The sequence below is a fragment of the Woronichinia naegeliana WA131 genome, assembly GCA_025370055.1.
GTDB lineage: Bacteria > Cyanobacteriota > Cyanobacteriia > Cyanobacteriales > Microcystaceae > Woronichinia > Woronichinia naegeliana.
In genome coordinates this window covers 5,828,983-5,853,222 of the sequence record CP073041.1, presented here as the reverse complement: position 1 = coordinate 5,853,222, position 24,240 = coordinate 5,828,983, and the positions used below count along the sequence as shown (strand labels likewise).

Annotated in this window: 23 protein-coding genes, 1 other RNA gene and 5 pseudogenes; 17 read left to right on the top strand and 12 right to left on the bottom strand. The window is 40.4% G+C overall.

The features are described 5' to 3' along the window. Positions 1-26: 26 nt before the first annotated feature. Entirely contained in the window at positions 27-416 is a 390-nt protein-coding gene (locus tag KA717_29695) for a hypothetical protein (protein ID UXE59841.1), read from the bottom strand. A gap of 117 nt (positions 417-533) precedes the next feature. Here KA717_29695 and KA717_29690 point away from each other — a divergent pair, with 117 nt between their 5' ends. Beyond that, positions 534-839: a hypothetical protein gene (locus KA717_29690; GenBank protein UXE59840.1), complete on the top strand. Its 306-nt coding sequence runs from the start codon at positions 534-536 to the stop codon at positions 837-839. Here KA717_29690 and KA717_29685 read toward each other — a convergent pair. Next, a pseudogene (locus KA717_29685) lies at positions 831-2,156 on the bottom strand (IS4 family transposase). The gene KA717_29690 and the pseudogene KA717_29685 sit on opposite strands and share 9 nt — an antisense overlap. Positions 2,157-2,417: 261 nt before the next feature. On the opposite strand from KA717_29685, the gene KA717_29680 reads away from it, so the two are divergent. Together KA717_29680 and KA717_29675 are read left to right on the top strand one after the other, a co-directional pair. Further along, on the top strand, positions 2,418-2,891 hold the full coding sequence (locus tag KA717_29680) for a hypothetical protein (GenBank protein ID UXE59839.1): 474 nt from the start codon (positions 2,418-2,420) through the stop codon (positions 2,889-2,891). Between the two features lie 230 nt (positions 2,892-3,121). After that, on the top strand, positions 3,122-3,283 hold the full coding sequence (locus tag KA717_29675; protein UXE59838.1) for a hypothetical protein: 162 nt from the start codon (positions 3,122-3,124) through the stop codon (positions 3,281-3,283). Between the two features lie 90 nt (positions 3,284-3,373). Here KA717_29675 and ssrA read toward each other — a convergent pair. Then, positions 3,374-3,756: a transfer-messenger RNA gene (gene ssrA, locus KA717_29670) on the bottom strand. 374 nt (positions 3,757-4,130) lie between these two features. Here ssrA and KA717_29665 point away from each other — a divergent pair. The 3 genes from KA717_29665 to KA717_29655 are packed head-to-tail and all read left to right on the top strand — an operon-like array spanning position 4,131 to position 6,607. Continuing rightward, the gene (locus KA717_29665) at positions 4,131-5,300 is read left to right on the top strand and encodes an AAA family ATPase (GenBank protein UXE59837.1); all 1,170 of its coding nucleotides are present in this window, start codon (positions 4,131-4,133) and stop codon (positions 5,298-5,300) included. Then, positions 5,293-6,108, top strand: a complete 816-nt coding sequence (locus tag KA717_29660; protein ID UXE59836.1) for a DUF4276 family protein — start codon at positions 5,293-5,295, stop codon at positions 6,106-6,108. The genes KA717_29665 and KA717_29660 overlap by 8 nt, the downstream gene beginning before the upstream one ends. Positions 6,109-6,157: 49 nt before the next feature. Next, positions 6,158-6,607, top strand: a complete 450-nt coding sequence (locus KA717_29655; protein ID UXE59835.1) for a PPC domain-containing protein — start codon at positions 6,158-6,160, stop codon at positions 6,605-6,607. A gap of 5 nt (positions 6,608-6,612) precedes the next feature. On the opposite strand, the gene cobS is transcribed toward KA717_29655, so the two are convergent. Continuing rightward, positions 6,613-7,437, bottom strand: a complete 825-nt coding sequence (gene cobS / locus KA717_29650; GenBank protein ID UXE59834.1) for an adenosylcobinamide-GDP ribazoletransferase — start codon at positions 7,435-7,437, stop codon at positions 6,613-6,615. A 480-nt stretch (positions 7,438-7,917) separates the two neighbouring features. Between cobS and KA717_29645 the strand changes: the two genes are divergently transcribed. The 3 genes from KA717_29645 to KA717_29635 all read left to right on the top strand — a co-directional run bounded on the left by KA717_29645 (position 7,918) and on the right by KA717_29635 (position 10,319). Continuing rightward, entirely contained in the window at positions 7,918-8,124 is a 207-nt protein-coding gene (locus tag KA717_29645; GenBank protein UXE59833.1) for a hypothetical protein, read from the top strand. A 229-nt stretch (positions 8,125-8,353) separates the two neighbouring features. After that, a complete protein-coding gene (gene ubiE, locus KA717_29640) occupies positions 8,354-8,989 on the top strand; it encodes a bifunctional demethylmenaquinone methyltransferase/2-methoxy-6-polyprenyl-1,4-benzoquinol methylase UbiE (GenBank protein UXE64813.1) in 636 nt (211 codons plus the stop codon). 88 nt (positions 8,990-9,077) lie between these two features. Next, the gene (locus tag KA717_29635; GenBank protein UXE59832.1) at positions 9,078-10,319 is read left to right on the top strand and encodes a DUF445 family protein; all 1,242 of its coding nucleotides are present in this window, start codon (positions 9,078-9,080) and stop codon (positions 10,317-10,319) included. Positions 10,320-10,346: 27 nt separating this feature from the next. Here the strand turns inward: KA717_29635 and rnhA are convergent, their stop codons facing one another. The 4 genes from rnhA to KA717_29615 all read right to left on the bottom strand — a co-directional run bounded on the left by rnhA (position 10,347) and on the right by KA717_29615 (position 12,433). Beyond that, entirely contained in the window at positions 10,347-10,835 is a 489-nt protein-coding gene (rnhA, locus tag KA717_29630) for a ribonuclease HI (GenBank protein UXE59831.1), read from the bottom strand. 42 nt (positions 10,836-10,877) lie between these two features. Beyond that, the gene (locus KA717_29625) at positions 10,878-11,321 is read right to left on the bottom strand and encodes a VOC family protein (protein ID UXE59830.1); all 444 of its coding nucleotides are present in this window, start codon (positions 11,319-11,321) and stop codon (positions 10,878-10,880) included. A 25-nt stretch (positions 11,322-11,346) separates the two neighbouring features. After that, a complete protein-coding gene (locus tag KA717_29620; GenBank protein UXE59829.1) occupies positions 11,347-11,853 on the bottom strand; it encodes a TIGR02652 family protein in 507 nt (168 codons plus the stop codon). A 130-nt stretch (positions 11,854-11,983) separates the two neighbouring features. Continuing rightward, on the bottom strand, positions 11,984-12,433 hold the full coding sequence (locus KA717_29615) for a barstar family protein (protein ID UXE59828.1): 450 nt from the start codon (positions 12,431-12,433) through the stop codon (positions 11,984-11,986). 203 nt (positions 12,434-12,636) lie between these two features. Between KA717_29615 and KA717_29610 the strand changes: the two genes are divergently transcribed. Further along, positions 12,637-12,831 carry a hypothetical protein gene (locus KA717_29610; GenBank protein UXE59827.1) on the top strand — a complete coding sequence of 65 codons (195 nt, stop codon included), beginning with the start codon at positions 12,637-12,639 and terminating at the stop codon, positions 12,829-12,831. On the opposite strand, the gene KA717_29605 is transcribed toward KA717_29610, so the two are convergent. Further along, positions 12,798-13,499, bottom strand: coding sequence for a response regulator transcription factor (locus KA717_29605; GenBank protein UXE59826.1), 702 nt, complete (start codon positions 13,497-13,499; stop codon positions 12,798-12,800). The two genes, KA717_29610 and KA717_29605, sit on opposite strands and share 34 nt — an antisense overlap. A 156-nt stretch (positions 13,500-13,655) precedes the next feature. Here KA717_29605 and KA717_29600 point away from each other — a divergent pair, with 156 nt between their 5' ends. Then, on the top strand, positions 13,656-15,110 hold the full coding sequence (locus tag KA717_29600) for an aminotransferase class I/II-fold pyridoxal phosphate-dependent enzyme (protein UXE59825.1): 1,455 nt from the start codon (positions 13,656-13,658) through the stop codon (positions 15,108-15,110). On the opposite strand, the gene hypF is transcribed toward KA717_29600, so the two are convergent. Continuing rightward, the gene (gene hypF / locus KA717_29595) at positions 15,058-17,556 is read right to left on the bottom strand and encodes a carbamoyltransferase HypF (protein UXE59824.1); all 2,499 of its coding nucleotides are present in this window, start codon (positions 17,554-17,556) and stop codon (positions 15,058-15,060) included. The two genes, KA717_29600 and hypF, sit on opposite strands and share 53 nt — an antisense overlap. 210 nt (positions 17,557-17,766) lie before the next feature. On the opposite strand from hypF, the gene KA717_29590 reads away from it, so the two are divergent. Both KA717_29590 and deoC read left to right on the top strand, forming a co-directional pair. Further along, on the top strand, positions 17,767-18,024 hold the full coding sequence (locus KA717_29590; GenBank protein ID UXE64812.1) for a hypothetical protein: 258 nt from the start codon (positions 17,767-17,769) through the stop codon (positions 18,022-18,024). 6 nt (positions 18,025-18,030) lie between these two features. Then, complete coding sequence (deoC, locus tag KA717_29585; GenBank protein UXE59823.1) at positions 18,031-18,702, top strand: deoxyribose-phosphate aldolase; 672 nt, start codon at positions 18,031-18,033, stop codon at positions 18,700-18,702. Positions 18,703-18,943: 241 nt separating this feature from the next. On the opposite strand, the gene KA717_29580 is transcribed toward deoC, so the two are convergent. Beyond that, positions 18,944-19,180 carry a hypothetical protein gene (locus KA717_29580; GenBank protein UXE59822.1) on the bottom strand — a complete coding sequence of 79 codons (237 nt, stop codon included), beginning with the start codon at positions 19,178-19,180 and terminating at the stop codon, positions 18,944-18,946. Between the two features lie 176 nt (positions 19,181-19,356). Between KA717_29580 and KA717_29575 the strand changes: the two are divergent. Continuing rightward, positions 19,357-20,334, top strand: a pseudogene (locus KA717_29575) (IS5 family transposase). Positions 20,335-20,563: 229 nt separating this feature from the next. Here the strand turns inward: KA717_29575 and KA717_29570 are convergent. After that, positions 20,564-21,900, bottom strand: a pseudogene (locus tag KA717_29570) (IS5 family transposase). 124 nt (positions 21,901-22,024) lie between these two features. Between KA717_29570 and KA717_29565 the strand changes: the two are divergent. The 3 genes and pseudogenes from KA717_29565 to KA717_29555 all read left to right on the top strand — a co-directional run bounded on the left by KA717_29565 (position 22,025) and on the right by KA717_29555 (position 24,237). Beyond that, positions 22,025-22,420 (top strand): annotated as a pseudogene (locus KA717_29565) (transposase). 238 nt (positions 22,421-22,658) lie between these two features. Continuing rightward, a pseudogene (locus tag KA717_29560) lies at positions 22,659-23,410 on the top strand (IS1 family transposase). A gap of 209 nt (positions 23,411-23,619) precedes the next feature. Continuing rightward, entirely contained in the window at positions 23,620-24,237 is a 618-nt protein-coding gene (locus KA717_29555) for a hypothetical protein (protein UXE59821.1), read from the top strand. Positions 24,238-24,240: the final 3 nt, after the last annotated feature.

Here is a 24,240-nt window from a genome sequence, read left to right as displayed (position 1 = left end):
CTAGCCACTTACAAAATGCAAAATGATTAACCAAAACCCTTTTTTGGACGACTTTGTTGAGCCAAACGCTTGGCCTTTCCCTTTTTCCCATCCTCTAGAGCCAAAAGCATTGCCCGTTTTTTTTGATAAACCTGAATCTCATCTGCTAAAGGATGATTATTCGCAATTTTTAAATGAGTTAAAGAAGCACAAACAAGACTTTTGGCAGTAGGAGCAAGCTTAAGCACACAGGAAATTCCTCCTTCATCTCCCGCATAGAGAATCTTCTCAATCAGAAACTCATGATCAGGTTTATATTTATCACCTTGATTTGCCAAAGTCTTTAACAATTCAGGAGTCCCTCGAACGGGAATGGGCAAAATTGCTTCCATTTTTTTAATTAAAGACTTGACTTCTTGGGGATTATCAATCGTCATACTTGAAACTCCTTAGTTGTTGAAAAAAAACGTTATTCCTGCAAAACGAGAAAAATTTTCTAGCTAGGATGATTATAATCAAAAAAGTTAAAAAAGTTTCATCTTCAGGATTTATCGGTGGCTGATTCTAACTCATCCTCTCAGAACACTCAGATTTTAAGCGCGTTTGCCAGTATTCTAGGCGTATTGGGGATTTTTCTCTATTTCATCGGTTGGATTTACCGTTGGGCCTACTTTGGCTGGTTTCATCTCGAACTCAATCGTCTAGACTTACCCCTACGCTCCTTTCTCTTTGTCCCCATTCAAGTCTTCTGTGGCAGCCTTTCCGCCTTTGTACGAACCCTGATCGCCATTGTTCTTGGGGCAATTTGCATCAAGTTTACCCTTTGGTTAGTGCAACCCTCACCATCCGTGTCAACTTAAAGGAATGGGTTCCCAAATTTGTTGATTGAGAGCGGCCTTTTCTCGATGTCGCTTTCTCTCAGCTTTGACCAAACCAAATAACTTAGCACGTTCAGCCAGATAGGTTACTGTATCAGGCTTTTCTCCTCTAGCAATAGCCTTCGCTACATAGTATAGACTCCGAAACACCATCTCTACTGAGATTTTTTCTTTCGGTTGATTTAGAGCAATCGCCACTTCCCCTACCAATTGATTTAAGACCGTATAGAAAATCAAAGTGCAAATAATCTGGATTTGGACACCATTCTTATTCCCTACCCATAAATAGGCTAGTCCTAAAAGTCTTTTCGTTAATAAAAAGGCTTCTTCGATTGTCCATCGTCTTCGATATAAATCACAGACCTCTTCGGCGGACAGTTGTTCGGGAGACAACACATTTGTTAAATACTGATACCAGATTGTTCCCCATAATACTGAGACTAATCTCACCGGATGCTTGCAAGGATTAGAACGGTAATTTCCCATAATGATAATCTCATCTCTGTAATGACTACCTTGAGACAATACTTGTTTGGTTTTGTAAGATGTACCCGCTCTAAATCTGGTTAGAAAAAACTTTTTAGCTTCTGTTAACAAATCAAACCACACAAAGCTAAAAAATCCCATATCTACGAGAATTAAACCATTTTCTGGTAATTTAGCTGCCAATTCTTCACACCATATTTTATCATTTGATTTATCATTTTCTGTGTACCATAAAGTAACGGGTCTTTGGGTAAAGGCTTCCACTACCATCATTATTTTACCCCCCAATTTACTCTTTTCTTCTTTACTTATTTTCATATTTTTCCTTATCTGCTCTAGCGTTTAGCCATCTGCTATCCACACTGCACTAAACTTTTCTCTTATTTTTTCCCATTTTTCTCCTACTTGGAGCTTCTTCCCTTTTTCGGCTGCTTTTTCTAACACTTCTTTTAGTAATATTGCAAATATTTCGGCTGGCACATTCATCATTCTTTTTGATACTGCCTGTTTGCTTACTTTTAATGATGCTACCCATAGCAATCCCTCTTCCTCTAACAGTCTTACCGCTTCACTTATACCCGCTATTTGACGATACACTATACTTAACACTAATGCCACCATTACTGGTAAATTTAACACCCTATCTCTCATCATCTTCTCATGAGTTCCCTGTAAATATTTTAATGGTGTAAACATTGTGGGTTCTAGTAATTCAAACAACTCTTTTGTTATTTCAGGGATTTCTACCCCTGGCTGATTTGTCTTACGACGTAAGTCTGGGTTTCCTTTTCTCCGAGGATGTTGTCTTGCCATTTGTTTTTTGCTCACTTTTTTATATACTAACCTTTTTTTCAGCCTACTCTTACTTCCGCCTGCTTTTAGGCTAATCTTTTGTGAGTAGGCATTTTGGCTTAAGTTGACACCAATGAACCCTCACCCACTAAACCAACCCTTTGGTCAGTACAAGGTATTGCCGAAAAAAAACATTCCTTCCGCTCCAATTTTCATCAATTATTAGCCATTCCTCGCTTTTTTACTGACATCATTCCCCCATCCCTGCGTAAAGACCTAACGGTGGTTATCTGGCTGCTACTTATTCTCTTTTGGTTAGCAAGAATTCAAGGAACCACTGATGCCCGTAGAGATGCTGTTAATGAAACTTCTACTTTGCCCGTGATTACCCTTGTTTTACCCGAAAAACAAATCGCGTTAGGACAGAATCTTGATCGTGATAATCCTTTCAATCCCTCTCTGAAAGGCTATCGTATTATTGGCGATCAAGGTTTATTCTATTATTTGCGAGGAAAAGAAAACAATGATAGTGGAACCAAGCCTCCCAGGGTTTGGCGATTATTGCTAGAAAATAATAAATGGACTTATGTATTCCCCACTTTGTCCGCTAAACCTGAAAATAGTAAATGGACTTATGTATTTTCTGCTTTATTCGCTACGTCTAAAGACGATGAACGTCCACCCGTATTAGCTATTAACCAAGATAAAGAAGGGCAACTAATGATCCTCGCTCCCGACTATACCCGATCTAAATAATTTATTATTAAAGAACTTGAAAAGATTTTAAGGTAGGCTAGAGAGCAGAAAAGTAGCAAAGTTAACTAACAACCAGAGAACAATCATTCCGGCCCATGAATATAGAAGCTTTTAGCCCCACTCCCCCCGATTGGATCAATACGGCTACCCACGCTCGTCATTTTTGCTGCCCCCATTGTCGAGAAACGCCCTGAAAAGCCCAAAAAGTTTGGATTAATCGCCGATCGCCGGTGATCAGTGAAGATTATCGACGCAAATGGCAAGAGTTTTATCAGTGTGAATGTGGGCAAGGTTGGTGGGGATGGAGCCGCGATCGCTTTCGTCCCGCCAGCAATTCCTACAATTGTCGCTATAGCTGCCAACGTCGTCTCTTTGTACCGTCTTTCCACTGATTGATAATTTCCTGAGATACCAAGAATAGCCAACAACGCTAAAGCCCAGTAATTTTTTTTACTGAGCCTAATATACCAAACGATGGTGTTTTATGGAGCCGAGCAGAGTCGAACTGCTGTCCAAATTGGGTATTTACTTTCCGTTCATTCACAGGTTTAGCCCCTCTAATCCTCAGGGCGAGAACCATCTCTTATCCCAGATGGTGGGATGCTTTGGTTAGGTCTTTACTGAATAGCCAACCAGAGAAAAGCCATCAAGTGCATCCGTTGGGGTTTACCTCTAATCCTTAACGGAGTCAAATTAGAAGTAAGCGGTCTCTGACGAGAATTAGGCAGCTACTGCCACGCGCTTGAAGCTAACGATGTTATTCGCAGTTACATTTTGTTTGAGTCTTGGATTCACGAGAGGAGACTCACTCTCGACCTGTATCACAGAGAAGCGTTCGCCAACCTGTCGAAACCGTTGCGGCCCCTTGTCTAGCCCTATGGTAGCCTGTCTATTGAAGAATTGGCAAGGGGGGAAAGGAAAAAATGTGATATAATCTCGTGTAACTGGACAGTGCGAAGTTCTAGGAAAATCAACGAGTTTACTAGGATTTCAGCCCCCAACGCCCTTCAACCCTCTTCCAGATTCACAATCGCTGAAACCCTTTCAATGCAAGGCTTTTAGGCATTTTATCAAAATGTCTGACAGAGAACTTCGCACTCTCCAGTCGTGTAATTGCTTTAAATTATCTCTATAAGTAGTCATGCAAAATAAATTACCCTTTAGATAAAGCTAAAAACCTTGGTGTACAAGGATCGCTATGTGTAAATAATTTTGTCTAAGCACTTAAAAACCAGTTTTATGAAACTTATATCTGCCAGAATTAGAAATTTTAAGAGTTTGGAAGATGTAACACTAAACTTTCGAGATTTAACAATTATTGTCGGGGCTAATGCGACAGGAAAATCTAATTGCCTAGAAGCTCTTCGCAGATTTGGCCAGATTGTCAAAGCAGGTTCTCCACCACCTTCTGAATGGCTCCAAGGAATAGTTAGAAATAGTTCTAGTCAAGCATTAACTTTAGAAATTATTACAAAGGCAGATAATCAAGATATAAATTATCAAGTTTCTATTTCAACAAATGATGAAAAAGTGATTTTTTCTAGAGAATTATTACAAATAGGAGAAATAACTGTAATCAATGTTCATGAAAATCAGGGTAAAGTCTATGATGAAGATGATGAAGATGGGAAAAATCCTCAAGATTATAAGTCTAAACAAGGTAATTTAGCATTGAAAACGGCAGGTGACTATGGCAGTAAACCTCTAACATCTCAATTGTCTGAATTCATGAGAACATGGCAGTTTTATGATTTTGAGCCGCGAGTAATGAGAGGAAAAAGAAGATCTTTTTCGCTAATATTAAAAGAAACACAAGAAGAAATTCCCTCCTTGGATATTGATGGTGAATATCTAGAACAGGTTTTATTATATTGGAAATTAAAGCATTCAGATAAATTTCAAGAAATTAACCAAGAACTATACAGGTGCTTAGGAATATCTTTAGAAGTATCTGGAAATGAAGAACTTCGAGTGAAAGAAGTGGATGGACAAAAAATTAAATTATCTGGCTTATCTGATGGGACACTTAGAATTATTGGTTATTATGTGTTACTACACCAAGATGATCTACCACCATTGATAGGAATTGAGGAGCCTGAACGCAATTTACATCCAGCTATTCTAAGTAGCGTTGCCTCTATTTTGCAAAAACTTTCACAGAGAACTCAAATTATTATTACAACTCACAGTTCACAGCTACTAGATTGTTTTAGTTCTGATGAAATTAATTCGGATATTTCTGTTCTTTTATTAAGTAAAAAAGATGCTTCTGGAACTCAAGTTTTTAGATTAGATGAATTGAGTAAAAAAAGAGAAGATCTCGCAGAATGGATGAGAGATTTCGGTGTTGGCAGTGCCGTCTATCACAGTAATTTATTACAGGAGTTATTAGAACCTCAATATGCATAGTATTCGTATTTGGACTCCTGAATCAGATTATGATAGTAAAGCGGTTCGCTGTATCGCCGAAAAAATTATTGCATTTTATGGCAGTGATATTGAAATAAAAGAAGCATCGAAAGAAGCTTATAACAAAGCTGTACAAAAAAAAATGCTAGATAAAGCAGTTAATATCTATTTACAAACCAGTGATCTAGTTATTTTCTTGATTGATTACGATGGCATTCAATCTAATTTTAAGCGTCGTGGGGAGCCAAATTCTTTGGCTAACAGAATCACAAAAGTTGTTAATTCTATTGATAACGCGATCCTAATTTATATCAGGCAAGAGCTTGAAGCATGGTTATTAGTAGATTGCTTAGGAATTTGCTGTTATTTTAACAACAAAAAAGATGAAAATACTAGATATAAACAAGATTGGATAAATTTTGCAAACAAAAATCAACATGGAAGCACAGACTTAATTGTTGAAGCTGTATCAGGAGGAAAAGGAGCCGGCGAATATTTAGAAAAAATACTTTCTGACAAAATTAATTGCAAAATCAATCCTGACTTAAAACAAAAAAGAAAAAACTTAAAAAATGAACGCTACAATAAAAGTAATTCACCTGAAGTTGCTAAATATATTGAAATTAACCAGCGAACTCTCGCAAGAAATGAATCTCTTAAAGTTTTTTCAGAATATTTGTTGATGGCTGGAATTCGGTTAATTTTGTTGACATTATTAAATGGTGAAGTTTTTAATAATCACTCCAAAATTCAGTTGCAAAGCATCCTTACCATATCAGAAAAACTTTTGCTAGGAATCAATCTCTAAGAGGAGATTTGCAAAATAAAAAAAGGGTAAATAACAATTTTAAAATATCATGTTTATTAATTATACATTTTCTTCTCGCTTCACAGCTTTATTAATTTTTATTTTATCTCTCGTAATTTCTTCCCCCTCCCAGGCAGAAAATCGCTTATATAATCCCATCCCTTTAAGTCTCAATACTGACATTAGCGATCGCTTAACCGATCAAGATATTCCGACGGGAGAGGGCGGTTTTGCGAGGGATTATCAAGTTGAGCTAGAAAAAGGCGATCAGGTGGCAATTGATCTAACGTCCGATGAATTTGATACTGTTGTTGTGCTGATTGCTAGTGATGGTTCAACGGTAGGTTCCAATGACGATGGGCCAGAGGGGGGGACAAACTCCCTGCTCTTTGCACGGATGAAAGAAACAGGCAATTATATTGTGCGGGTCAGAACCTTTGGGGTGACGGGAGGCGGTGAATTTACGCTCAAGGTTGATCGCTTGCGACCTGTTAATTAAATTACTTAATGAAAACCCCAGGTGAGCAGACAAAGAATCAAGGCTTCACTCCATTCCACGATCGCGCCGTAACTGTCTCCTGTATGACCTCCCAACTGACGGGCAAACCACCAACCACTTAAAAGAGCGATCGCCGCCGCACCACAAGTCATTCCCAGAATTACTAGACTTTGTTGAGGATGTTGATAGCTAAAAAATCCTGAATAAGCAAGAAGAATACTGACTCCCAACAGCAAATCCTGGGGAAACTGAAAATTTTGGCGATGTCTCGCTCCCTTGCCAGTGGGTTTCAGATAAGGATAAAACGCGATCGCGGCCACTTGTCCCCAACGACTCCAACCCGCCGCCAAGATTAAACAAAACCAACGATAATCTCTTAATTCTGCCAAGGCCAACGTTTTCAGCAACAGAATTACGGCGATCGCCATTGCGCCAAATGCGCCGGTAGTACTATCCTGCATGACAGTTAAACGACGTTCGGGATCAGTAACGGCCAAGCCATCGGCAGTATCACTGGCCCCATCTAGATGAAGACCCCCAGTCAGAGCCACCCAATTAGATATCACTAAGGCACTACGGACTAACGGGGGAAATCCGAGCCAGCCCAAGATCCAATCAAGACAACCCAACATTAGACCCAGCAACATTCCCACGAGGGGAACCCAGCGAGCAATGTGTTCTAGTTGAACGGTTAAAAAAGGGGGCAAGGGGATAATAGTATAGAACAAAATGGCCCCCAAGAATGAAGCCAGCCAGGATTGACTACGTTTAAGCAGATTAAAGCGCACGGGTGAACCTAATACTTCCGATCGGGCAAAATGATTCAGCATTACTCTTAGTTAAGTTAGAGCGATCGCCAAAATAATTGAACGTTAGTGTCTTTATTTATTCGCGCAGGTAAACAAGGGGATGAAAAGGTGTAAAACAAGAGAATAAAAAAGATTAGAAAGGATTCTAGCGATGAGTATAGCTGATCGAGAAGAACAAATCCTGCGTGCGAGACAGCAAGATTTTTATCCTCAATTAAAGACTAGACATCACTCTCTTCTTATTATACTATTATTATTGTCATAATATCAAAGATAAGGGAAAGAAAGCAATGTCAACATTGAACAAACGCTCGATGGAAGTCCTGAATGAGGTAGGCTTATGCCAAGAGAAAAAGGAAGCCTTATTCCAGAAAAACAGAATCTCTCTAGTTATTTACAGATGGAGAAAAACGATATAGTCAACTGCTATTTAATATTTGTCACGAAGTATTAAGGACTGGAAAGCGAGGTCGTCCCACCAAGGTATTACCGAAGGATCTTGTGGTAAGACTAAAAAATAAGAGTAGTAAACGTCGAGATGCTGAAGGTAAACGAAAGAAAGTAGAAACTCCCAAACCAGAACATCCAGAGACAACAGAAAAACCAGAAGAAAAGGATATCCATGCCAACCACGTTGAGGCATTTAATAGTGCTATCCGACGCTATTTAGCTGCCTTCCGTCGTCGTACAAATACTTATGTTTATTAGTTTGTGTCATCAATTGTTTGCGAAAGCTGCAACCTAGCCCAATCTGTTAAGGGATGGTTTATTGACTACTGTTGAGAAGTAATTTTGGTTTGCGGCGATCGCATAATGGAAATATCCCCTCTTAATTTTAATGCTGATTGCCATCATGCCTGAAGTGTCTTTTACGACTACCACTACGATCACCGATGTACAAGCCATTTTTGATCGCATTGCCCCTGTTTATGACTCCATGAATCACTGGCTCAGTTTGGGGCAACATCATATCTGGAAAGCGATGACGGTTAAATGGAGTGGTTGTCAAGCGGGGGATCAAGCTTTGGATGTCTGTTGTGGTAGCGGCGATTTGACCCAACAGTTAGGGAAACGGGTCGGCCCCCAAGGGCAAGTTTTTGGCTTAGATTTTTCGACTCAACAATTGGCGATCGCTGCCCAACGCAATCAAGCTCTCAGCCGCCCTTTATCGATCCAATGGCTACAGGGCAATGCTTTAGACTTACCCTTCCCAGATCAGACATTTGACTGTGTTACGATGGGCTATGGGCTGCGAAATGTTCCTGATATTCCAGCGGCCTTGACAGAATTGCAACGGGTGCTAAAAGTTGGCAAAAAAGTTGCTATTCTTGATTTTAATCATCCGAGTAGTACTTGTTTAAAGGGATTCCAATCCTGGTATTTAGATAATATTGTGGTGGCAACGGCTCGTTATTTCCAAGTAACCGAAGAGTATGCTTATATTTATCCCAGTCTAGAACGCTTTCCGTCTGGCTCTCAACAAGTCCAATTAGCCTATCAAGCCGGTTTCTCCCAAGCTGTTCATTATGCGATCGCCGGTGGATTAATGGGGGTTTTAGTGGCCCAAAAGTAAAATTTACTAATTCAGCAAAACAGAGAGAAATTCCCCTAAAAATGCCAAGCCAATACCAAATCAACACCTTTGATCTGAGCCGCCAAGCATGATCGAATTATCAAATTTATTGACCTTCGTTCTCCCTCCGATCGCCGGAGCCGTGATTGGCTATTTTACCAATGATATTGCCATTCAAATGCTCTTTCGTCCCTACAAAGCTCGTTTTATTGGCCCGTACCAGATTCCCTTTACCCCAGGTCTCATTCCCCGCAATCAAGAGCGTCTGGCTAAACGGGTTTCTGATACCATTATGGGATCTTTATTAACGCCAGAGGAATTACAAAAACTAGCCCAAAAATTACTAGAAACAGAACGGGTTGAAGCGGCTCTACGTTGGTTATTAACGGCGGCTTTGAAACAGGTTCGCAGTGACAAGGATCAAAAAACCTCTAAGATTTTAGCCAATATTCTACGAGATCTCTTTAGTGAATCTTTGCCTCGTTTACTGAAGGCCCTTTCACGGCGAGAGGATTTTTTAGAGGAGCAAATTAATAGAATTTTTGATCAAATTCTTTTAGAGTTTCAACTTACTGAACTACAAGCTCGTCAATTTGCGGATTGGTTATTGGAAACTGTTTTACCACCCGATACTCTCCGATTAGCTCTGATTGATTTTCTCAGCGATCGCAATATTCAAGTTATTGATGAAGGCTTTCGAGAAAAAACCATTGGCACTTATTGGGTTGTGGCTAATTTATTTGGAGTAAAAAATGCGCTGACTCACTTACGGGAGTTTTGTGTACAAGAAAAAGAAGTTGCGAATACTCGTCTCCGGGAATTATTCCTTTCCTTAGAAGTTCGCGGCCGACTACGAGATTGGCTGCATCGGTTGTCCTTACAGAATTTACCCCTTTCTACCGTGCGACAACTCCGCAAAACCACAGGCGATGTGGTGCGAATGTATATTCGAGAAAGTGGCACTCAATTTTTACAGGATTTTGGACAATCAATCGATTGGGATAATTTAGCGATTGTCATCGTTAATCGGTTACAAAATTCAACTGCTTTTACGGATTCTTTGACGGTGGTTAGTCAGGAACTGGCTCTTATTCTAGAACGCTATGTTGAGGAAGACTTGGAAAAACTTGTCCAAAAAATTATTCCGATTCTATCCCTGGATCAGGTCATTATTGCCCGCATTAGCAGTACTTCTCCCGCAGATTTAGAGGCTGGAGTCAATGGTATCGTTAAGAGCGAGCTACAGGCGATCGTCAATCTAGGTGGTGTTTTAGGATTTATGGTGGGATTAATACAAACTCTCTTTCTCTGGTTTTCTAATCTGAATTAGGCAAACGGCGATCGCCTGTCGATTATCCTATTTTTGGAGTGTTCCGACATAGCCTTCATCGACGAGTAAATTTTTGCTATTGGCCGCCGCCACAGCCAGGCGATCGCAGCGTTCATTTTCTCGATTACCAGAATGACCTCGTACCCAAACAAACTTGACTTCGTGTTTTCGACAAAGGGATAGTATTTTTTCCCAGAGATCGGGATTTTTGGCCATTTCCTTCGCATTGCGTCGCCAATTATTAGCCTGCCAACGTTTGGCCCATCCTTTGGTCACTGCATCCACTAAATATTGAGAGTCACTATACAAAGTCACTAAGCTACTGCTTTCAAGAGCTTCTAATCCCACGATCGCCGCCATCATTTCCATACGATTATTGGTGGTGAGACGATACCCCCCAGAGAGTTCCAGACGCTGCTGCTGATTGAGTAACACTACACCATAGCCCCCTGGGCCAGGATTGCCTAAACAAGCACCATCTGTATAGATAGTGACAGCGTTGGGGGAATCAGTCATACAAAATCACTCCTCTAAATTTTTCCAAGGAATTACCTATTATTATTTTAAAATTCGCAAAAATTCTAAAGGCAACCCATCTGTATCTGCTAAAAACATTACCTCATAAACGCGATCGCCGATCATTTGTTGACAGGGTTCTAAGAGAATTTTGAGGGGGGGATGTTGGTCAGATTGGCCAGGGTGATCCTGACTCACTTGTTCTAGCATTGTCTGGAGAGATTGCAACCAACTGGATAAACTTGGCGCGATCGCGGTCAAATCAAAGGAGAGATGATAATAACCGACATAATGTTCATCGGCAAAGGCATCGGGAGCCGGTTTGGGTTCAGGAATTTGGATCAACTCGATTCTGCCGCCTAATCCTTCTAACCAACAGGCCAGGGTATATCCGGTCGTAAAACGTTCCTGTACTGTAAAGCCTAGCATTTCATAAAAGGCGATCGCACGATGAATATTAGCAGTACGGATAGAGGCATGGTGCATAGGAAAGGAAAATTTTTGGCGAAAATTATTCAAATAAGCGAAAGTAGGGATAACGTTTTGGCACACCCGCTTCCTTTTCCAGATCAAAATTAATCACTTCCCAGCGATCTTCCTGGGTTTCCGCACTGAATTCGACCGGTAAACCATAGAGATGAGGAGTACTACTTTCTCCATTACCTCGCCAGGAAGTATTGCGTTCTAAATAAGCACTGACTAAACTTTGATAGCGATTAGCAATAATGACTTTGGTAGCCCGATAGCCTTGGGTATAGAGTCGATCTAGGGCTTCATGAATTTCAAAGCGGATACCATCGGGGTGAGTATGTTGCCGATACCATTCTCCTTTCCAAAAACGCCAATGTCGTCCTGATTGCAGATGCACTAAATCCTTGGTTTCAGGATTGACCTCAAACGCACCATGTCGATTACAGAGATAGGTATCGGTCAGCGTTAAGGCAGGAATCGTCTGCTGGCAATGGGGACAATGAATTTCGGGGCCAAAAATAGGATACTGTAAACTGGAATTCAGCATGGAGGCTTCGTTTACGTTGAAGATCGGGCGGACATTGTGGCTATATTATATCGGTTAAATTTAAAGCAGTCAGACTAGATTGGAATTTTTGAGCAATTTTGAGAAACAAAACTGAGACTGGCAAGGGAGATTAGGATGCCAATAGAGGGATAGCTTGAAAGCTGATATCCTGGGTAACCAATAAAATACTCAATGGGGTTAATCTTGACTGCCAATACTTAATGGCAACTTCGAGAATTTCTTGAGCCGTTTTCCAAGTTTTAGGATCATGATTGGCTAAGTTTTCAGGGTTAGTATAAATTACCAGTCGTGGTTTGCGATCGCACCATCCCAAGTCTAATAAACAATCTTCAAAGGCATCCCAGTTATAACCAAAGTAATGAGGAAAATCTAGGCCGTCCGCCCAAGCTTTGAGAAAATTTTCTTTATTGTCTGCATTTTTGCCATCAACAACAAAGCCCTGCCATCTCATTTGTTCACAAAGGGTTAAGCTTTCTTCAAGGGCGATCGCGATATCAATCCGATAAAGTCTAGGCGGACATTGGCGTTGCAAGAGTGCCAGTAGAGAGTTTGTCGTCATGGTTTTACGCGATAGAAACTGCGGTAATGATCTTGAGTGTAATAAATTTCTCGTTTTTCTCCCGTAATAATTCGCCTAGCACCGCGATCGCGCGCACCTGAGGTCGGTAGAGTGCAAAAAGGGGAGTCATAAAAAAGTTAATTTAGGGGCTAGATTTGACAAATATTTATATTAGTTGATATTCTACATGAGCTTTGCTCTATATGCTCTTTAGACCACCACTACCATCGAATCACTACCGTCGTGGTCTTCTAGAGGGACTGGAATCGTCCCTCAATGAAGGATTCTCTCTCTTACTCGGACTCATGGAAAGTTTCATTGGTTTTGCGATCGCTCGTTCCTGTCTAGATTTTGCCCTAGCCCGTCAATGGCTCGATCCCTTTGGCTCCGAAAGGTAACTGGGTAATTCAAAAACGTAACCTTTACTGCGAATGGTTTTAATACAATCTCCTTCAGGATCCCCAATTTTGCGGCGAATCTGACCAATGTGAACATCCACTTTCCGCTCGGCTTTCACATCATCAGTAGTTCCCCAAACGGCCGAAATTAGCTCGGCTCGGCCCCACACTTTTTCAGGATGCGTTGCTAAAAAATACAACAATTCAAATTCCAATAGAGTCAGAGGAATTAATTGTCCAGCCACTGTCACCTCACAGCGTTCATTATCAATGACCATCCGTCCAAAGGTTAGCCCTTTTTGAAGCGTTGACGGCGGGTTTTCTAGGGGAACTTGACGTTTAAATAATGCACCAATTTTAGCTTTGAGAATTTCTAAATTAAAGGGCTTGGTTAGGTATTCATCAGCCCCCTGCTCAAATCCCTCCAGAACATAATCAGTACCAGAAAGACAAGTCAGCATTAAAATTATAGTCTGAGGTTTCCGCATCTCCCGACAAAGATTAAAGCCGCTATCATCAGGTAGATTAACATCTAAAATTACTAGGTCTGGCTGAAAACGTTCAAATAGAACTCTTGCTGTCTTCGCATCCTCTGCAACTTCAACCTTATATTGATTAAAACTTAAAAAACGTGATACCAGGTGACGAATGGCTGGGTCATCGTCCACGACAAGAATTTTTTGTTGAGAGGGATTGAAGACCATGAGGATTCATTAAACGGTGATGTCCCTATAAATTTGCCCTGAAATCATCAGTAAGACTTAAGCTTCGATTCTAGCGGTTAATGTTACCTAGAAATCAAATATCGTGCTACCCAAGACAAAATGTATCAACAACAGCAAATTCCTATTCTTCAAGTTCTGAAACAATTAGTCAGCCAACCGGATGCGGCTTTTTACGCACCTGGTCATAAACGAGGTCAAGGGATCTCTAGGATATTAGCAGATTTTTTAGGAAACCGTACTTTTCAAGCAGATCTGCCGGAATTGCCGGAATTGGATAATCTGTTTGCACCGAGGGGCGTGATCCAAACGGCTCAATCTTTAGCGGCTGAGGCCTGGGGAGCGGATCAAACCTGGTTTTTAGTGAATGGTTCCACTTGCGGATTAATTGCCGCTATTTTAGCGACCTGTGGAGAAGGGGATAAGTTATTGTTGCCTCGAAATTGCCACCAATCGGCGATCGCGGGAGTAATTCATGCCGGAGTGATTCCCATTTTTATAGAGCCAGCCTACGATCCAGTTTGGGATTTGGCCTATAGCATTACCCCAGAGACATTAACTTGTAGCTTACAACGTCATCCTGATGCTAAAGCAGTGCTTTTACTGTATCCCACCTATCACGGGGTGGGGGGGAATTTAGCCCAGTTAATTAAGATTGCCCAGGCTCATCATCTGCCCGTCATTGTAGATGAAGCCCACGCTGCCCATTTTCATTTTCATCCCGATTTACCCCCTTCGGCCTTGAGTTTGGGAGCCGATCTGACTATTCAATCAACCCATAAATTGTTAGGGGCTTTGAGTCAAGCTTCAATGCTCCATTGTCAAGGTTCAAGAGTTAAACCGGAACGCATCAGCCAAGCATTGCAATTAGTGCAATCCACTAGCCCAAACTATTTACTATTAGCTTCTTTGGATGTGGCCCGTTATCAAATGGTGACGGAAGGGAATATTTTGTTAAGCCAAACCCTCGAATTATCCTACACCGTTCGAGACAAGTTGAGCAAAATTTCTGGTCTAAGGTTATTAACTCATCCTGTTCAAGCTTTGCCTGGTTTTCAGTATTTAGATCCGACTCGTTTAACCGTCGATGTGAGTCAATGGGGGCTAACGGGTTTTGAAGTAGATGAGATCCTACGTCAAGAATTTCAGGTGACAGCAGAGTTACCCACCCTTAGACAGTTAACTTTTATCATTACTTTTGGTAATACAGTTCAGGATCTAGAGGCTTTATGGCAAGCCTTTACCATTTTAGGTGATCGCTATTCTCTCCTCTCCAATCCTTTGTTAACGTTGCCACCCTTACCCCATTCGCCTAGTTTGTTATCTCCCCGTGCTGCCTTTTTTGCTGAGACAGAAACCGTGAGTCAAAAAGCGGCGATCGCTCGCATCAGTGCCGAGTTAATTTGTCCCTATCCGCCAGGGATTCCAGTCTTAATTCCAGGGGAAGTGATTACAGAAGAGGCTATTAATTATTTACAGCAGGTGATGAAACTGGGGGGCATGATTAGTGGTTGTCAGGATGATAGTTTGGAACAATTTCAGGTGATTGTTGAGTAGTCATTTTAATTGCTCGTAAAGTTGCTACAACCTGACCTAGAGCTAATCCACCGTCGTTAGGAGGCACATTTTGCGGCCAGTAAGGAAAAAATTTTTCTGCTTTTAGTTTAGAAACGGTGGCTTCAAGGAGATAGGCATTTTGAAAACAACCACCCGTTAAGACAACTTGCTGGATTCCGACTTGATGAGCGATCGCGATCGCAATTTCGACTAGAGTATGGTGAAATTTAGTGGCAATTTGAGAAATGGGCAGAGCTTCTTTTAGGTCTTGTAAAACGGAGATTAATAGGGGCTGCCACTGAATGATGATGGGTTCTGATTTGCTATTGGGTTTTAGGGTGAAAGGATAGCTTAATAAATCATTGGATTCTCCTAAGTTTCCCTTGGAGTTTAATTTCCCTAAATCCTCCCTGGAAAGGCGTTGTTGTTGAATCATGGCTTGGTTTTCTAACGCGATCGCGGCTTGGCCTTCAAAGGTAACAGTAGGGTAAAGATTTAACAGGGCCACAATGCCATCAAAAAGACGACCCACACTAGAGGTCAGGGGACAGTTTAAACGACGGTTTAACATTTGAGTGAATAGCTTTAATTCATCTTCAGAAAAGGCTTGTTTTAAAGATTGAGGTAGCTCTAAATTTGCTGTTGTTAATAGGGATAGGGCAATACGACGGGGTTCCTTGACCGCCATTTCTCCACCAATCAGAGGAAAGGTTTCAAAGTGGGCAATTCTCCGCCAATGATTATCATGAATTTGGATAAATTCTCCACCCCATAGTGTGTTATCTAAACCATAACCAGTGCCATCCCAGGCAATACCTAAAATGGGTGATTTTAAGCGGTGTTCTGCAACAACAGACAAAATATGAGCATAGTGATGTTGAACGCGATAACAGGGTAAAGGTTGAGATTGGGCATATTGGCTAGAACGATATTCTGGGTGAGCATCCTGAGCAATCATTTCTGGCTGAAAATCGTATAAATTGGTCAGGCTCTCAATCGTCTTTAAAAAAGATTGATAAGTTAAAGCATTGGATAAGTCGCCAATATGTTGACTCAGATAAACTTGATTTTGACGGGTGATCGCAATCGTATTTTTTAAATGTCCTCCAACAGCTAAGATCGGTTGAGAAATAGCATCACGATCATCTAATTTCACTGGATAGGGAGCATAACCCCTCGCACGACGAATCACCATTGTTTGATCAGCAATAACACGTACAATCGAATCATCAATAGGACGAAAAATCGGGCGATTATGAACCAGAAAATTATCTGCAATCCTGTTGAGTTTACTTAAAGCTGTCTGCTCATCAGTACAGAGTGATTCATCGGATAAATTAGCACTTGTAGCCACAATCGGAAAATCTAATACTTTTAACAATAAATGATGCAAAGGGGTATAGGGTAACATCACGCCTAAATAACTATTATCAACCGCAATATTCTCCGCCAAACTCTTATTCTTCCCCCTTTTTAAGGGGGATTGAGGGGGCTCTAACCTTTCTAAGGAGGAATGAGGGGGCTTTAAGCTTTTTAAGGGGCATTGAGAGGAATTTAAACTTTCCGAGGAGGATTGAGAAGGATCAAATTTTCTTTTCAACAAAACAATGGGAGATGCTGCCGACAATAACAATTTCTCTTCTTGATCATTGACCCAACAATCCTGCTTAATTTGCTCTAGATTAGGATACATCAAGGCTAACGGTTTATGGGGTCTTTGTTTGCGACCGCGTAATTTTTGTACCGCCTCAAAATTGCTCGCATCAACCACTAAATGAAAGCCACCTAAACCCTTAATTGCTAAAATTTTTCCTGTTTTAATCGCTTTAACTGTTGCTAATAAAGCCGCTTCTCCGATGCTATAAATCTTTCCCTTTTGATCCCAATATTCTAATTGAGGGCCACAGTGAGGACAAGCATTGGGTTGAGCATGAAAACGGCGATCGCGGGGATTATCATATTCAGCCAAGCACACTGCACACATCTGAAATCCTTTCATCGTGGTCAAGGGGCGATCGTAGGGTAAAGCTTCAATAATGCTATACCTTGGCCCACAGTTTGTACAATTGGTAAAAGGATAATGATAACGACGATTTTGAGGATCAAAAATTTCTGCTAAACAATCATTACAGGTGGATAAATCTGGCAAAACTGTCACCGTTTTTTCACCGCCACTACTAGCTCGAATTTCAAAGCTTTGATAACCAATTAATTCTAATTCTGTAACTATTATTTGATCAATCTGCGATCGCGGTGGTTTATCTTGTTCTAAAGCGATGAGAAATAACTGTAAAATGTCTGACTCACCTTCAATTTCAATGGTGACTCCCTGGGAAGAATTATTCACCCAACCTTTTAATTGCCAAGATTCTGCCAATCGAAAAACAAAGGGACGAAAACCTACGCCCTGCACCGCACCTTGCACCAGAATTGATAATCTTTTCATCAAATTAAGTGTCAAACAAAGTAAAAGGCCATTAAGATGAAGCTAAAAATCATTGCGCCACCACTGTAACCTAAACCCGCCGTGTCTGCTGTCCAATCCCCAAGAGCAGGAGAAATGTAAAGAATTTCAAAAGATTTTAAGGTAGGCTAGAGAGCAGAAAAGCAGCAACGTTAATTACCAACTAGAGAATGATTCTTCCTGCCCATGAATATAGAAGCTTTTAGCCCCACTCCCCCCGATTGGATCAATTCGGCTACCCACGCTCGTCATTTTTGCTGTCCCCATTGCCGCGAAACGCCTCGAAAAGCCCAAAAAGTTTGGATTAATCGTCGATCGCCGGTGATCAGTGAAGATTATCGGCGTAAATGGCAAGAGTTTTATCAGTGTGAATGTGGGCAAAGTTGGTGGGGATGGAGCAGCGATCGCCCGCCTTCTGACCTAAGATCACCTAAAGACAATGAAAGCTAATTAATTATGACTTCCAGCAATCGTGAAATTGATATTGCCACCTACATTGATCATGCCCTGCTTGATCCCACCGCCACGCCGGAACAGTTAGAGCAATGCTGTAGCCAAGCCGAACAGTATGGTTTTGCCAGTGCCTGCATCTATCCTTCTGCCGTGCGCCAAGCTGCCGAACTCCTACGGGGTAAACGGATTCCAATTTGTACTGTCATTGGTTTTCCAGCCGGAGCCACCACTTCTGCGGTTAAACTCTACGAAGCCCAGGAAGCGGTTGAATGGGGAGCAACAGAATTAGATGTGATGATTAATTTAGGTTGGGTGAAAGCCGGACAAACAGACGCAATCTATCGAGAAGTAGCCCAAATCTGTGAAGAAACCGGTCAAACGGTTAAAACGATTCTCGAAATCTCGCGCTTAAGCGATGCCGAAACCCGTTTAGCTGCCGAAATTTGTATGGATGCCGGAGCCAGTTATCTGAAGACTAGTACTGGATGGTTTGGGGGAGCCGCGATCGCCGATGTGAGTTTCCTGCAAAAAATTACTAAGGGACGAGTTGGTATTAAAGCCAGTGGAGGCATTCGGACAATTGAACAGGCATTAGCCTTAATCGAGGCGGGTGCAACTCGTTTGGGAACATCACGAGGAGTTGATTTAGTGAAACAACAAAATGAATCGGTGTAACTTTACCCTGCTTGTCAAGGTTAGTTTCAATACGGTCTCGATGTTAGCTTTCCAGGGGCGATCGTCACTCTAAATTAAATTAATGCCAGCACAAAGGGCTTTTATCGGTAAACTGATACCAATCGTTTCTAGGAAAATGTCATCATCCAGATCATCAAAAATTTGGGTCTGAAACCCCATGGCAAACGCATCTAAATTCTAGACTCCTTATCTGATAAAACTTTCAGCGTTTCATAAAAAATCAATCATGATCTCGGAAACCCTTATTGAGATGTTCTTCTACCTGCTTACTAGCTCTCCCCTGAAGTTGTACCGCTAAATCATTGACGGCCTGATTGCCGGTTAGAAACCAGAGAAAACCCACCAGGGAAACCGCTCCCACCAATTGAACGGTGAAGGGAACGAGAAGTACATTGCGTAAACGAGTCTGGCGTTGAAACCAGGACGTTAAATAATTAAAGAAGGCGGCTCTCACCATGGCTGCTTTTCCCTGTCGTGTTCTAAACCTGTGGAAAAGAGTAATAATAAATAGGGCTTGCTGAAAAAAGCTGAAACCTTTACGGAGAAAAATAGTAGGCGAATTAAGAACCGCTAGAATGCACGAAAATAGGGTAGAATGCCTCAAAACCATTGCATTAAGAAGAGAGAAAGCAGATGTACCGAAAGCAACAGTACTCAATTGAAACACCAGAAAACTTGAAAAATCTGTTCGGCGGGCAGTTAGACGAAGAAAATCGTTGGATAGAAATGTCAAAAATGATTCTTTGGGAAGAATATGAGGAAGAATATGCAAAAAACTTCACAGAAAAAAAAGGAGCCCCAGCCAAATCATTTAGAATGGCATTAGGAGCATTAATTATCAAAGAAATTTCAGGAAAAAGTGACAGAGAAACAGTAGAACAAATAAAAGAGAACCCTTATTTACAGTACTTTATAGGAATGGAAAGCTATAGTAGCAAAGAAGCATTTAATGCGTCAATGATGGTTCATTTTCGTAAAAAAATAGGAATGGAATTAATAAATAAAATTAATAAAGAAATAGAAAAAAAAGCGACGGGTGTAGCGTCAGAAAAAAAAGAAAATGAAGGAAAGTTATTGTTAGATGCGACTTGTACACCAGCAGATATAAAATATCCAACGGATATAGGAATATTGAATGATGCCAGAGAAAAAACAGAAAAAATAATAGATAAGCTGTATGAAGAAATAAAAGAGAAAAGGAAAGAAAAGCCGAGGACTTATAGGGAAGTGGCAAGAAAAGAGTACTTAGCCATAGTAAAAAAACGTCGTGTGTCAAAAAAAGAAAGAAGAAAAGGAACAAAAAAACAACTAGGATATATAAAAAGAAACTTGTCTGATATAGAAAAAATGATAGAAGAGGGAGCAAAGTTAGAAAAACTAACGAAAAAAGAGCAAGAAGAGCTTGTAACGATAGGAAAAGTGTATGAGCAACAGTTAGAAATGTATGAAAAAAAGACAAATAAAGTAGAAAACAGAATTGTGAGTGTAAGCCAACCTCACGTGCGTCCAATAGTGCGTGGAAAAGCGGGAAAAGCAGTAGAGTTTGGAGCTAAAATATCGGCAAGTAATGTGAATGGCTTTGTCTTCTTAGACAAATTAAGTTGGGATAATTAGGGCTTGCTGAAAAAGTCAAAAAACGAAAGAAATGTGGGTTAGGGAAGTATGGACTGAAAAAGCATAGATAACTTATCCTTATGGAAACAAATCAAAATACAGATTTTGTTTAATCTATTGTTCCTTTCTGTCTAAAAAGGTCAACACAAATCACTCCTCACAAAAGAGAGGAAAATTAACACCATTTTTCACAAGAAAAACGACTCTACAACTTTTTACTTTTTGTCTTCTGAAGTAGAGTAGAAAGATTCATTACCAAAAAGTTCATCGCAATTACCGTTTCCGAGGTCTCAGGTAGTTTGGCCATCACTCGACCAAGACTAAATTTCCTCTTTCCCTGTCCGAATTTACCCTCAATGGCATTACGCACTCTTTCATCTGAGCGTGCCTCTTTCTTTTTTTCTTTGCTCACCTCTTTCGGCGGTCTTCCCAATCGGGGACCACTCATTCTTATATCCCTTTCTTTACAATAAGCTCGATTCGCTTTTGTTCGATAGATTTTATCCACATGAACCGATTCCGGATAACATCCTGTTTCCCTTTTATATTCTTCTATTCGCGCTTGTAAATCTCCCGATTCGTTGTAATTATCCCAACTTAATTTGTCTAAGAAGACAAAGCCATTCACATTACTTGCCGATATTTTAGCTCCAAACTCTACTGCTTTTCCCGCTTTTCCACGCACTATTGGACGCACGTGAGGTTGGCTTACACTCACAATTCTGTTTTCTACTTTATTTGTCTTTTTTTCATACATTTCTAACTGTTGCTCATACACTTTTCCTATCGTTACAAGCTCTTCTTGCTCTTTTTTCGTTAGTTTTTCTAACTTTGCTCCCTCTTCTATCATTTTTTCTATATCAGACAAGTTTCTTTTTATATATCCTAGTTGTTTTTTTGTTCCTTTTCTTCTTTCTTTTTTTGACACACGACGTTTTTTTGCTATGGCTAAGTACTCTTTTCTTGCCACTTCCCTATAAGTCCTCGGCTTTTCTTTCCTTTTCTCTTTTATTTCTTCATACAGCTTATCTATTATTTTTTCTGTTTTTTCTCTGGCATCATTCAATATTCCTATATCCGTTGGATATTTTATATCTGCTGGTGTACAAGTCGCATCTAACAATAACTTTCCTTCATTTTCTTTTTTTTCTGACGCTACACCCGTCGCTTTTTTTCTATTTCTTTATTAATTTTATTTATTAATTCCATTCCTATTTTTTTACGAAAATGAACCATCATTGACGCATTAAATGCTTCTTTGCTACTATAGCTTTCCATTCCTATAAAGTACTGTAAATAAGGGTTCTCTTTTATTTGTTCTACTGTTTCTCTGTCACTTTTTCCTGAAATTTCTTTGATAATTAATGCTCCTAATGCCATTCTAAATGATTTGGCTGGGGCTCCTTTTTTTTCTGTGAAGTTTTTTGCATATTCTTCCTCATATTCTTCCCAAAGAATCATTTTTGACATTTCTATCCAACGATTTTCTTCGTCTAACTGCCCGCCGAACAGATTTTTCAAGTTTTCTGGTGTTTCAATTGAGTACTGTTGCTTTCGGTACATCTGCTTTCTCTCTTCTTAATGCAATGGTTTTGAGGCATTCTACCCTATTTTCGTGCATTCTAGCGGTTCTTAATTCGCCTACTATTTTTCTCCGTAAAGGTTTCAGCTTTTTTCAGCAAGCCCTAATTACAACGAATCGGGAGATTTACAAGCGCGAATAGAAGAATATAAAAGGGAAACAGGATGTTATCCGGAATCGGTTCATGTGGATAAAATCTATCGAACAAAAGCGAATCGAGCTTATTGTAAAGAAAGGGATATAAGAATGAGTGGTCCCCGATTGGGAAGACCGCCGAAAGAGGTGAGCAAAGAAAAAAAGAAAGAGGCACGCTCAGATGAAAGAGTGCGTAATGCCATTGAGGGTAAATTCGGACAGGGAAAGAGGAAATTTAGTCTTGGTCGAGTGATGGCCAAACTACCTGAGACCTCGGAAACGGTAATTGCGATGAACTTTTTGGTAATGAATCTTTCTACTCTACTTCAGAAGACAAAAAAGAAAACAAAAAGTAAAAAGTTGTAGAGTCGTTTTTCTTGTGAAAAATGGTGTTAATTTTCCTCTCTTTTGTGAGGAGTGATTTGTGTTGACCTTTTTAGACAGAAAGGAACAATAGATTAAACAAAATCTGTATTTTGATTTGTTTCCATAAGGATAAGTTATCTATGCTTTTTCAGTCCATACTTCCCTAACCCACATTTCTTTCGTTTTTTGACTTTTTCAGCAAGCCCTAAATAAATGTAAATCTTAAAATTGGTGTGCCATGCTATTCAAAGCAATTGTTTGCCCAAGTTGTCAAAGTACGGATATTGTGAAACACGGCCCCTCTGGGGAGGGGAAAGAGCGTTACAGATGTCGTAATACAGAATGTAAGCGTTGCACATTTATCTTAAACTATACTTATAAAGGTTATTTGCCAGAAGTAAAGGAAAAGATTGCCGAAATGGCAATGAATGGTAGTGGCATAAGGGATACAGCCCGTGTGCTGAGGATTAGTCCACCAACAGTGATTAGTGAACTAAAAAAAAAGAGTCTAGTTTAGTATTCGTCAACGAAAAAAAACTAGCAGAACTGGAACCCAGTCAGAGTATTGTAACGCTCTGCCAATGGAATGACGTGGAAGCAGAACTCGACGAAATGTGGGGTTTTGTGAAGAGCAAAAAAGAGCAAAGATGGTTATGGCACGCTATTGCTCATAAGACAGGTGAGATATTAGCTTATGTTTTGTCTGGTCACAAAGACGAAGCATTTCTAAGGCTAAAAGAGTTGTTAGAACCTTTTGGTATTACTCAATATTATACAGATGGATGGGGGGCTTACGAACGACATATTGAGCCAGCATTGCATGAGGTGGGTAAGTATAATACTCAAAAAATCGAACGAAAGCACTTGACATTGAGAACTCGAATAAAGAGATTAGCGAGAAAAACGATTTGTTTCTCCAAATCTATTGTGATGCACGATATTGTCCTTGGATTATTTATCAATCGCTTTGAATTTGGATGTCTTATTTAGATGTGCTTCCACAGATTCAGAACACTACCGCTTTTCCCTATCCTTGGTGTAATCTAATAAGACAAGATTGAAAATTTTAGGAATTTTAAATACGATAGAGATTCAACAAGAACTTGCTCATGCAATAGGAAGGATCAAGCACTCAAGATAAAATAACTGTAGCATTGATATTTTGCAGGCTATATACTACTTGAATCGAGGGGGTTGCCGTGTCGGTTAAGCAGTCAGATTATGAATCCTTATTGGCGGAATATTGTGGACGAGAAGGGGCGATCGCACTATTGCGTCAACATCTACCTTATCTCGAAAAATTACCCAGTCTGCGCCATCCTGAACAAAGCATTATTCCTATCCCCTTCCCCATTGTCCGTATTCGTTCTTCTAAAAGTTCAGAAGATAATTTTGGCCCTTCTAATGCTGACTCAGAGTCCCAATCTCTCCCCTGTGATCTGGCAATTTTGATGTGTGATCCAGAATGGCAAATTAAGCTCGGAGCCGAGATTTTAGTTTTTATTCACCGGCCGGATGAAACCCTTTCCGATCTATTAATCCGTTGGCGCAAAAGCCAGATTTACTTGGGTAAAGACTACGAATGGTTAATGCCTCCCCAGGAACAGCATATGTTTAGTGAGGGAGCCGAGGAAATTTGTCCCCTCTTTGTTTTATTTGAACATAGTCCTCAGCATATTCACAAAGGTCTCGCTGGTGCTGGTCTCAGGGTAATCGCATCTTATTTGTTACAAAAAATACAGACAAAAAGAGAGAAATATAGTGTAAAAAAGAAGCAGTCATCTAAGAGAAGAAAAGGGGCTCTACCGAACTTATGAGGT